At 36.5% G+C, this 10,872-nt stretch carries 9 protein-coding genes; all 9 read right to left on the bottom strand.

The features are described from left to right. Window positions 1-289: 289 nt before the first annotated feature. The 9 genes from HHL23_RS10500 to HHL23_RS10460 all read right to left on the bottom strand — a co-directional run bounded on the left by HHL23_RS10500 (window position 290) and on the right by HHL23_RS10460 (window position 10,830). Entirely contained in the window at window positions 290-1,456 is a 1,167-nt protein-coding gene (locus HHL23_RS10500; RefSeq protein ID WP_169234750.1) for a proline dehydrogenase family protein, read from the bottom strand. 64 nt (window positions 1,457-1,520) lie between these two features. Next, window positions 1,521-2,450: a UbiA family prenyltransferase gene (locus HHL23_RS10495; RefSeq protein WP_169234749.1), complete on the bottom strand. Its 930-nt coding sequence runs from the start codon at window positions 2,448-2,450 to the stop codon at window positions 1,521-1,523. A gap of 10 nt (window positions 2,451-2,460) precedes the next feature. After that, window positions 2,461-3,387 carry a mevalonate kinase family protein gene (locus tag HHL23_RS10490; protein ID WP_169234748.1) on the bottom strand — a complete coding sequence of 309 codons (927 nt, stop codon included), beginning with the start codon at window positions 3,385-3,387 and terminating at the stop codon, window positions 2,461-2,463. Between the two features lie 196 nt (window positions 3,388-3,583). Next, entirely contained in the window at window positions 3,584-5,749 is a 2,166-nt protein-coding gene (locus HHL23_RS10485) for a M12 family metallo-peptidase (RefSeq protein ID WP_169234747.1), read from the bottom strand. Between the two features lie 183 nt (window positions 5,750-5,932). Further along, window positions 5,933-7,423, bottom strand: coding sequence for an MFS transporter (locus tag HHL23_RS10480; protein WP_169234746.1), 1,491 nt, complete (start codon window positions 7,421-7,423; stop codon window positions 5,933-5,935). 106 nt (window positions 7,424-7,529) lie between these two features. After that, on the bottom strand, window positions 7,530-8,708 hold the full coding sequence (locus tag HHL23_RS10475) for an acetyl-CoA C-acyltransferase (protein WP_169234745.1): 1,179 nt from the start codon (window positions 8,706-8,708) through the stop codon (window positions 7,530-7,532). Window positions 8,709-8,768: 60 nt separating this feature from the next. Next, entirely contained in the window at window positions 8,769-9,182 is a 414-nt protein-coding gene (locus tag HHL23_RS10470; protein WP_169234744.1) for a carbohydrate kinase family protein, read from the bottom strand. Continuing rightward, entirely contained in the window at window positions 9,179-9,583 is a 405-nt protein-coding gene (locus HHL23_RS10465) for a hypothetical protein (RefSeq protein ID WP_169234743.1), read from the bottom strand. The genes HHL23_RS10470 and HHL23_RS10465 overlap by 4 nt, the downstream gene beginning before the upstream one ends. 149 nt (window positions 9,584-9,732) lie before the next feature. Then, window positions 9,733-10,830, bottom strand: coding sequence for a hypothetical protein (locus tag HHL23_RS10460; protein ID WP_169234742.1), 1,098 nt, complete (start codon window positions 10,828-10,830; stop codon window positions 9,733-9,735). Window positions 10,831-10,872 lie beyond the last annotated feature (42 nt).

The following is a 10,872-nucleotide window of genomic DNA, read 5'->3' as shown; positions in this document are numbered from 1 at the left end:
CAAAATATGATCGTCCATAAATCAAAGCTACATCTTTTTATTCTTTTGAAAAACCATCCGTTTTTCAAACTTTTCCTCTTTTCACCCCGAGGCAGAGCCTCGAGGAATTCTTTAGATTAAATAATAAAAATTAAATAATATTAATGTATTTTCAATATAATGTGATTTGTATTTAATTATCAATAATAGTATCTAGCTATTGAAATTGATAATTAACACTATCTTTTCCTATAATCAACAAAAAGACCTGCACAAAATGCAGGTCTGATTTATATATTTGTATAATATGCTATTTTTTTCTTCTGTCTAATTCCTTCTTGATAAGACCTAATTCCCTGCCCGTCTGTCCAGCTACGGAAGTGTTTTCCCGCGCTCTTCTTGTAAGGTAAGGCACAACATCCTTTACGGGTCCATAAGGAAGATATTTAGCCACATTGTAGCCTTTATCTGAAAGATAGAAGGAAATATTATCACTCATTCCGTAAAGCTGTCCAAAATAGATATGTGGATTTCCATTTTCCAGAGATCTGGACTTCATTTTATCCATGATCAATTCCGATGAGATCTCATTGTGGGTACCGAAAAATGCAGATACCTTATCTAAATGATTCGTTACGAAGTCAATTCCTGCATTATAATTTTTGTCCGAAGCTTCTTTGGTTGGCTGAATAGGATCCGGATACCCTTTTTCTTCAGCTCTTGCTCTTTCCTTCTCCATATAAGCTCCACGCACGATCTTATATCCTATGAAATAATTCTTTTCTCTCGCTCTCTGAAGATTTTCTTCCATATACTTCAGTCTGCCCGTTCTGTACATCTGAATGGTATTCCAAACGATCGGCTTTTCCTGGTTATATTTCTCCATCATCTCTTCGCAAAGTTGGTCTGCCGCATCCTGCATCCAGGTTTCTTCGGCATCTACCATTACTTTTTTATTATGTTCATGACACAGGCCACATACTTCATCAAACCTTTTTACCACTCTTGCCCATTCTTCTTTCTGGCTTGAGGTAAGCTCAGCCCCTTTTCCAACAGCTTCATAAAGATCAATTCTTCCAAAAGCAGTTGGCTTAAATACGATAAAAGGAATGGCCGGATTTCCTACAGAGAATCTGATGATATCCTTGATCTCTTTACACACCGCATCAAAAGTCTCTTCATCCTCTTTACCTTCAATCGAGTAATCGAAAATACTTCCCACACCTCTTTTGAAAAGTTGTTTTACCACCTTCATACTTTCCTCACGTGTTTCTCCTCCGCAGAACTGTTCAAACAAAGTGCTTTTTACAATTCCGGTCACGAAAGGAAAATTGTTGTGTACCGTAAAATTAAGAACAGAAGTTCCAAGACTGGTAAGAGCAGGCTGTTCAATCATTTTAAACATCCAGTACGCCTTTCTCAATTGTGCATCAGACTTGTCTGCAAATGCAACTTTAGTATCGTTAAAAATGGGCATTCCTTTTTATTAAATTTAGTTTTGCAAAGGTAATAATAACCTCAGTTTATTTAAAGAAATTTTTCTATAATTTGTACTCAATTCCGTTCAGTAGCATTGCAATAATTCCTACAAAAACCCAAAACCTTAATATATTGAGGGTGAAGAATTTACTTCTTCTCGAAGAGTTCAGCAGAAGATATATACAAAGGATCATCACAAAAAGTCCCCCTGCAAAATAGTATGCCATAAAACCTGAAATACCGGTTTTAGCAATGAGTTTCATAGAAACAGCCATGGTAACCATCAACAAAGAAATAATGATGATCTGAGTATTCCTGCTTTTGAAATAGTTCGGAATCGTTATATAACCGAATGCTTTGTCTACACTTTTGGTCAACATATCTTTTACAATATCGATGCATAAAAGAATCAGAAATAGAAAAATAGCCATCAGCATCACCTTCTTTGAAAAGGTTTCATAATAAACCATCATTCCGAAAAAAGGATACAGGGTAAGGCTTACAAAAGTGAGATTATTGACGATTAAAATCCGGCTCAGCTTATGACTGTAAAACCACATAAAAAACTGGTACACCAGAAAGAAAGCAAAAACTTTATGAGAGATCGCCCATGCCACTCCAAGAGAAATAGCTGTCAGAGCGAGATACGCGTATAAAAAATATTTCTGTTTAATGAAGCTTTGAATCCTGGTACGGAAAGGTTTTACAACATAGTCTTTTTCCAGATCATAAAACTGATTGATGATTCCCCCGGCCAAAATAGTAATAACGGTACAGAAAATAATGCCGTGTACCTTGAAGTCGAAAACAAATTTACTAAAGGTTTCATCCTGATTGAAAAGGAAGAATGTAGATACATAGAGGGCAAATGTCAGCAATAAAGCAACGAAGAATCTCGCGCCTATCAGAAAGCCCACGAATTGTGACAATCTGTAAAATATAGATTTAGAGATGTAATTTTTAGATTGGAAAGTTTCTTTTTCAGAATTCATTCCAGCCTAATTAAAATCTGTAAATCACTTCTTTCTGGAAGCCTTCAAGCATTTTTTCTGCTTTCGCATAATCTTTGGTAAAGCCCAGGATATATCCACCACCACCGCTTCCGCAGAGTTTCAGATAGTAGGCATTAGAGTCGAGTCCTTTTTTCCATATGTTGAAAATACTTTCAGGAATCATAGGGCGGAAATGTTCATACGCCCAATGAGAAAGCTTTTTCAGGTTTCTGAAGAAAGGATTCATATCTTTTTTCAGGAAAGATTCGATGCATGCGTTGTTGTAACGGATGAACTCTTCTTTTAATGTTTTGCGGAAACCTTCCGTTTTCATTTTTTCAAAGAAAATCTGGATCATTGGTCCTGTTTCTCCTGTGATGCCACTATCGATCAGAAATATAGCTCCTTTTCCTACCTCTCCATCTGGTATAGAAACTCTGTCCAGGTTTTCTTTATTTTCGATAAGGATCGGTAAATTCATATAACAGATCAAAGGATCCATGCCTGAACTTTTACCGTGGAAATAACTTTCCATTTCACCGAAAACGGCTTTTAATTTTTTTAGATTATCTTTTGAGATCTGTTCAGGCTCAAGCTTGGTGAGGGCATATTTTTCAAAAATAGCAGCTACCAGAGCTCCTGAACTTCCCACTCCATATCCCTGAGGAATATTAGAATCGAAGAAAAGTCCGGATGCAATATCGTTTTTAAAGCGTTCAATATCCAACTTAAAATCATCAGAAAGATCAAGCTCAGTAAGATATTCAGAGTATTTCTGCAGATGTCTGTTGGATTTTAGTTCAAATTCAGAACTCAAATCTGAGAATTTCAAGGCTCCTTTATAGAAACTGTAAGGTACTACAAGCCCCTGGGAGTCTTCAATCATCCCATATTCTCCGAACAGAATTATTTTTGCATAAAATAGAGGGTTCGTCATTTTGACAATAAATCTTTTTACAAAGTTAAAGTTATTCCGCTGAATATAAGCAAAACTTAAGCCGAATTCTTATTTATTTACGTATAAAAATAGTTTTTCACATTAATTAATTTAAAAAAAATCAAGCCATCTCATTTAAATACAGCAAAAAAGCCTGAAATGATCAGGCTTTTGTTATTAATAATGCAAAATATAATTAGTGTTTAATTAATTTTTTATTGACTGTTTGCTTATCTGTTTCTACCGTTACCATATAGTTTCCGGTCTGTATAGATGAAACATTCACTTCCTGCTTATTTCCTTTTAACGAAGAAGCCGATATAACGAGCCTCCCCGCTTCATCATAAATCTTATAAGATCTTAAAGCATCTTTAGATGAAATGACGATCATATTTTTGGCAGGATTAGGATAAATACTTATTGTGTTATCGTTTTTAGTGACGTCATCCACACCTAAAACACTGCATGAAAAGTTGGCTTTCCATCCATTATCTGTAACACCGGGATCAGATACAAATCTCACCGTAATGGCTCCTGAAGAATGGGTAGAAGTGAACGGTGCAGGTATTGTACTTCCTGTCAGATTATTTCCATTGGCAAACAATGGCGAAGCAGTAGAAGGCCCGTTATAGATATACATAAAATCATAGTCCTGTTCTAGAGCAAATTCCGTAAAAGTCATGGTAAGCGCCCCTGAAGCCGGATAAAATGTTTTAACGATTGTCTCGCTATTTGCGTACCCTGAAGTCTGGCCTCCGGTATCTGTAAAGAGAGCTCCATCACACCATGACGCATCCGTTAGGAAAACCTGAGTTCTTTGGTAGGCATTGGATCCCGAACAGTTTGTTCCTACAGATAATTTGTAATAGGTTGCAGGCTGAAGACTGCTAAAATTAAGTGCCTGAGAACTTGTATTTCCGGATTCTACAAGAGTTCCGTCCATTTTGGTCAGTTTATATTTCCAGGATGTGGAAACGGCATCATTAAAAGCTGCATTAGCTGAAACCTGTGTAATATTTGATACATTCATCTGCGTGATGGTAGATTGACAGGCGGTAGTACAATTCGTTCCAAGACATGGTTTTGAATCAACCGTATTTCTGATCAAAGCTGCAGGCTGCGGTCCAAAACCGTTACTGAAACTGATTCCCACTCCGGAAACGAGATGACAATAGCTCATAATTGAACCTTTAACTGTTGTTGAAGGAATAGGTCCTGTACAACCTTCACTATAACCGGCCTGAGGTCCACATCCGTCAATCGCTGTATTATTTCCATTCCATGCACAAGCATGGGTGTGAGGAGATCCTAGACTGTGTCCCATTTCGTGTGTCATTGCCTGAATAGTCCATGAATACACAGGAACATTGGAATAGGTCTGAGAAATACCTGAATATGCGTGTTTATAGGTTCCACATAAAGAGTTAACATAGGCCACACTGGTAGTTGCCGGAGCATTAATTAAATGCGCAAGATCACCGTTAAAGGTTTGTCTGTTATTTCTAAAACTGGAAAGGTTGTTATTTGGAGTTCCGGTGTAGGGATCCTGTGTGGTCCAGATAAAAATTTCATTCAATGCTACTTTAATCTCATCATTGCTGTAGAGTGTGGCAATATTATTATGAACGGCAGTCAGCCAGTTTGTGGTAGTGGTTATATCTGAATTATTATTTTGATAAGGCTTAAAACATACCTCATAATAGATTCTCACACAATTCTCCGTCATCGCTTTTTTGTCGGTAGCCGGATTGAATGAACTATTTTTTCCCTGATTTTCTTTCAGCTCATCTACTCCACATACGAAAGGATTAGCCCCCGTCAGTTTGGATTCTGAATAACTGACAAAATCTTCTGCACTTTTTGCTTTTCCAAGCACCACATTTCCAAGCTCAGAAGTAGAGGCTACCCCTACAATATCACCGTTAAAGAAGCTGAAAGCCGCAATAGAAGCATTATCTCCTTTCACAATTCCGATATAATAAGCACCGGGTGTATAGTTGACAATTTCACCTTTATTGGTTACTACTTTAAAATCATTGGTAAAAATCTGATTTTTATAAAGTTCAACAGTAATCTGCTTATCACCTTCGAAAGGAAAGCTTATTTCAAGGTATTCAGGTTTTTCATTAATCAGCCTTTTCAGTTCAGCAGATTTTACGTTCATTACCGTAATGTCGGTGGCAGCTCTTTTATATTCTGACAGCTTTTGTGGTGCCTTATTCACTTCAAACAGATCATACTTTTGAAAATTAATTTTCTCTGCATGATATTCAGAAATTTTTTGTGCAACGGGTCTCAGTTTTTGAGCAAAACCAAAGACAAAGCATTGCAAAAGACATAGCAATAGGATTTTTCTTATCATTTTCACTTAATTAGATGTGCAAATAAACAAAAAAAATCAAAATAGAGTGATAAATAATTAATATTTTAAGATATTTTTTTACTCAACCCGCAATAAATATAAAGATGAGGCTATATTTCTTAAATTGAGACAATACAGGATTTGAAGCAAGAAAAAAGGCGTTATCAAATAACGCCTTAGTATTTATAAAATATCTTTGTCTTTCAACATATTGACTTTTAAGAATCGGATCAGAATAAGTCCCGTCGCGAAAAACAGAGTCATTGAAAGTGCTGCGATACGCATATTATTAAAATGTTCAATCAATGTCGCAAAGATAAACGTTCCAATGATGATTGCTATTTTTTCCAGTACGTCATAGAAACTGAAATACGTGGTATTTTCCATGGAGTCTTCCGGAAGGAGTTTGGAGTAAGTAGATCTGGACATCGCCTGAAGACCACCCATTACCAATCCTACCACTGCTGCTACACCATAGAACTGATATTCTACCGTAGGATTTTCTTTGTTCAGGAAATACGCCCAAAGACAAGCAACGATCCACAATACAATGGCAATAGAGATTACATTCCTATTTCCTATTTTCCTCGATAATCTGGAGAATATAACCGCTCCAATGATCGCTTCGATCTGAATAATCAAAAGCGTTCCAATCAGTTTATCCTGAGCCAGATTGATTTCACTCTTTCCAAATAAGGTAGCCATTAAGAAAATGGTCTGCATCCCAACACTGTAAAAGAAGAAGCTGGAAAGAAAGAATTTTAAATTTTTATCTTTAAACAATACTCCACCTACTTTAAACAGCTCGTGAAAGCTTTCTTTGGCGATATCTTTATAAAAGCTCATATTGTCTTTCAGAACTTCAAAAAATCCTCCCTGCTCTTCATGTTTTTTAAAGATATTCTTATAGTTTAAAAGGACAAGGTCTTTAGGTAACTTTTCTTTAACATCCCCAAACTGAGGAAGGTGTTTGAACGTATACTGGGAAAACCCGAACCACCAAGCCCCAGTTAACAAGAAGCTTATTCTTGTAAACAACAGCTGTTGTGCCGCTCCTTTTGCAAAAACCTGAATAAGGACCAAACAGATCACCACAAGAACTACAGACCCCAGATATCCATACACATATCCTTTTGCGGAAAGTGCATCCTGTTTATCGCGTGTCGCAATATCCGGTAGGAAGGAGTTATAAAACACTAAACTTCCCCAGAACCCAACACTCGCCGTAATACTAAAAAGGAGGCCTAGAAATACGTTGTGCATCCCTGTAAACATGGCCAACCCCATACATGAAGTAGCACCAAGATAACAGAAAAACTGCAGGAACGATTTCTTATTTCCGATAGTATCTGCCAATGAAGACAGGAACGGAGAAAGAAGCACTACAATAAAAAATGATATCGTAAGTGAATAGCCATACACTGCATCCGGCTGATATTCTTTCCCGAAGATCTTTATCATATGCCTTACCGGAACATCAATCCACGATTTTGTTTCTTCCACATACTCCTTTTTCTCATAAGCAGTCGTCAGTATGGAATAGTAAATAGGGAAAATAGTAGAGGTAATAACCAATGAGTAAACAGAATTCGCCCAGTCGTATACGGCCCAGGCTTTCATAATCCGTGGATTATTCTTTATGTTTTGAGGTTGTTGATTCTCAATTTCAGACATTTCAATTAAATATTAGTAGCACAAAAATAGAAAAACCATTAAGAAATCGATTAGATTTTAGAAAAATTATCGATTCCTTAATGGCAAAATATTCTTTGAGAGAATATTATATATTTTCAATCACGATAGCAGAAGCTCCTCCACCACCGTTACAGATAGCTGCAGCACCGTATTTTGCATTATTTTGCTTCAATACATTGATCAGCGTAACGATGATTCTTGATCCTGAACTTCCCAGTGGATGTCCGATCGCTACTGCTCCCCCGTTTACATTTACTTTGGATGCATCTAATCCTAAAATCTTGTTATTGGCAAGACCTACTACAGAGAATGCTTCATTAAATTCAAAGAAATCAATATCTGAAATCTCTAAACCTGCTTTTTTAAGAGCAATCGGTAAAGCTTTTGCAGGGGCAGTCGTGAAGTTTTCAGGCTCCTGAGCTGCATCAGCATAAGAAATGATTTTAGCTAAAGGCTTAAGTCCTAATTCTTCCATTTTTTCTTTAGATACAAGAATCAAAGCAGAGGCTCCATCATTTAATGTAGATGCATTCGCTGCCGTTACCGTTCCGTTCTCTTTTTTGAACACGGTAGGAAGTGTAGGAAGTCTGTCAAAATTCACAGCCTTATACTCTTCATCTTCTGAAAAAACAATTGGATCCCCTTTTCTCTGAGGAATTTCAACAGAAACTACTTCTTCTGCGAATTTACCTTCGCTCCATGCTTTTGCCGATCTTTTGTAAGATTCTATGGCAAAATTATCCTGATCTTCTCTTGAAATACCATAATCTACAGCACATTTCTCAGCACATACTCCCATATGAACTTTACCGTAAACATCTGTAAGACCATCCAGTACCATTCCATCCTGCATTTTGATGTCACCTAATTTAGTGGCAACTCTTGCATTATAATAATGTGGAACCAATGACATGTTTTCCATACCTCCGGCAACGATTACTTCAGCATCACCCGCTTTAATAGCCTGTGCAGCCATAGTTACAGCTTTCATACCTGAAGCACATACTTTATTTACTGTAGTAGAAGGAGTCTCGATAGACAAACCTGCCCCCAAAGCTACCTGACGAGCCGGTGCCTGACCCTCTCCTGCCTGCAGCACATTTCCCATATAGATCTCCTGAACGTTTTTAGGATCAAGATTAATTTTATCTAATGCTCCTTTTACAGCAGCAGATCCTAACTTTGTAGCAGGAACCGTTGAAAGGCTTCCCATAAAACTCCCGATAGGTGTTCTTACTGCGGAAACGATGAATACTTCTTTCATGTGTATTATATTTTACTTTATTTTAACGAAATACAGCCTTAAAGGCTTTATTACCCTATTTTATTTTTTTTCTTTTACGTAAATGATCTCGAATTGGCTGTTTTCAATTTTGGTATGTACCTTCAGGGCATTATCCTGAGTTTCTACAATTTTATTGCTGAATACGTCTCCTATACGGATACGACCATCTTTGGTTGTCATATCCAGTACGATCGCTTTATAATTACAGTCGTCTACAAAAACCAGCGTGGATTTTATAAAATCTTTACCATTATTTAAATATTCGGTCTGAATATTATCTTTAATGGTCATATACCAGATTCCTTCCGGATAATTGGCACGTAGAAACTTGCCTCCTCTAATGTTTTTGCATTTTGCCGGTTGATCAGGCTTTTCAAATTCTGTATTTTGGGATTTAGCCTGTGAAAATGCAAACATCAATAAAGCTGATGATATTATTTTTAAATGCTTCATATTTGTGTCCGTTGATTTATTTTTTTGCGGCCTACAGCAAAAACCATAAGGAAAGCACCTAAAAACTCTACAACCCAACCCCATTTCAACTTTACAACTCCTGCAAAGGCTTCTCTCCATGATTTAAACGGCAGAAAACTGAAATACTCCAATGATTGCATTTTGACTGCCACTAATGTGAATGCAAACAAAAGAATCAAAAGTATTCCAAAAAACCTTACCACTTTAGCACTGTTATTCACGATTCCAAAAACAGCACATGCGGCAAAGATCCAGCATGCAATAGCCAGATAATGATCTAGTTTCCAGTAGTTCCAGTTTCCGATAACAGGAACATGAACAAGAGGCAGAAAACTACCTATTACTACTAATACCAATCCTGATAACTGAATATTTTTCATATTTATTAAAGTGCCAAAATACAAAAAAAAACACACTTTTAAATAGTGTGTTTTAAAAACGGATGATTCACATACAAACATTCGTTAGCCTCAAAATAAAGTTTATAATTTTAAATATTCTACAATAAAAAGCCTATTATGTTGTAAAATTAAAAAACAATATTCACGAATTCAATACCAATTTGAACTCCGTATTTATTCTTCAGCAGAGCACTATCATTGAATATTGGTGTAAAATCTTTCTGAACAAACACTTTAAAGCTTCCATAACTGATTCCGAATTTTCCACCGACGATAAAATCGTTCACGCCATCCATTATCCTTTCTCTTTCTACGATTCTTTTTGAATTTTCGTTTGAGTATTTTATATAGTTTACACTTCCTACTTTCACACCGCCGTAAACTCCCATCACCAGACTCAGCTGTCTTTTTTTGTTATCAAGATATTGAACTCCTTCATATTCTATGTATTTTGGATTCAAAACAAATCTTAAATCTACAGGAATATATAAGTAGGTATTGTTGAACTGGGTTTTCTTTAAATTGCCTCGGTCAAAATCATCTACAAATAAAGTATGATCTTCCTGCTTAAAGACATTTCCGTATTTGGGAACATACTGATCGAATCTAACTCCTAAGCCAACACGGTAAAATACAGGACTTTTAAAGCCTCCGATCTGACCTTCATATCTTAATGCCATCTGTGAAGAATTGATGATTGTATTTCTGGTATCGGAATTTTTATCATAAAAGTTAAAAGGCTCATTTTTCGCGGTCAGCCCTGTTCCCATGACACTGGCAGAAAGCTCTATGGTCTGTAAAGAATGTTTTGGGCTTTTCTTTCTATTCTGTCCCAATTTCATGTTCAGACCATTCAATCCTACCCACATTTCGTTTCTTTTACTATTCATACTGTCGCGATCCATAAAAACAGCATTTTTAACCATTTCTTTGGTGGCAGACTGCAGTTCGCTTTCCTGAGCATCTACTTTTTCATTAATGGTTTGCTGGTATTTCATAGCAATATCAGAGCGCTGTTTCTGCTTTTCTTCCGCCGTGATTTTCTTTTCTTTAAAATCTTTATCAATGATATCCAGCTCTGCATTCATTTTGGATTTCTCGGAAACGACGATACTGTCAATTTTCTTTGAATAGAGTTTAATCTTTGGATTCATATCCGGAGTTTGCTGAGCAGTGCTGTAAGTAAAAGCCATGACAGCAGCCATAAGGATTAATTTCGTTTTCATATTTTTTTATTAATTTTTAGACAATACTTGTACTCTGTCCTC

The sequence above is a fragment of the Chryseobacterium antibioticum genome, assembly GCF_012927325.1.
GTDB classification, from domain to species: Bacteria; Bacteroidota; Bacteroidia; order Flavobacteriales; family Weeksellaceae; genus Chryseobacterium; species Chryseobacterium antibioticum.
This window is presented reverse-complemented; position numbering and strand designations above follow the sequence as displayed.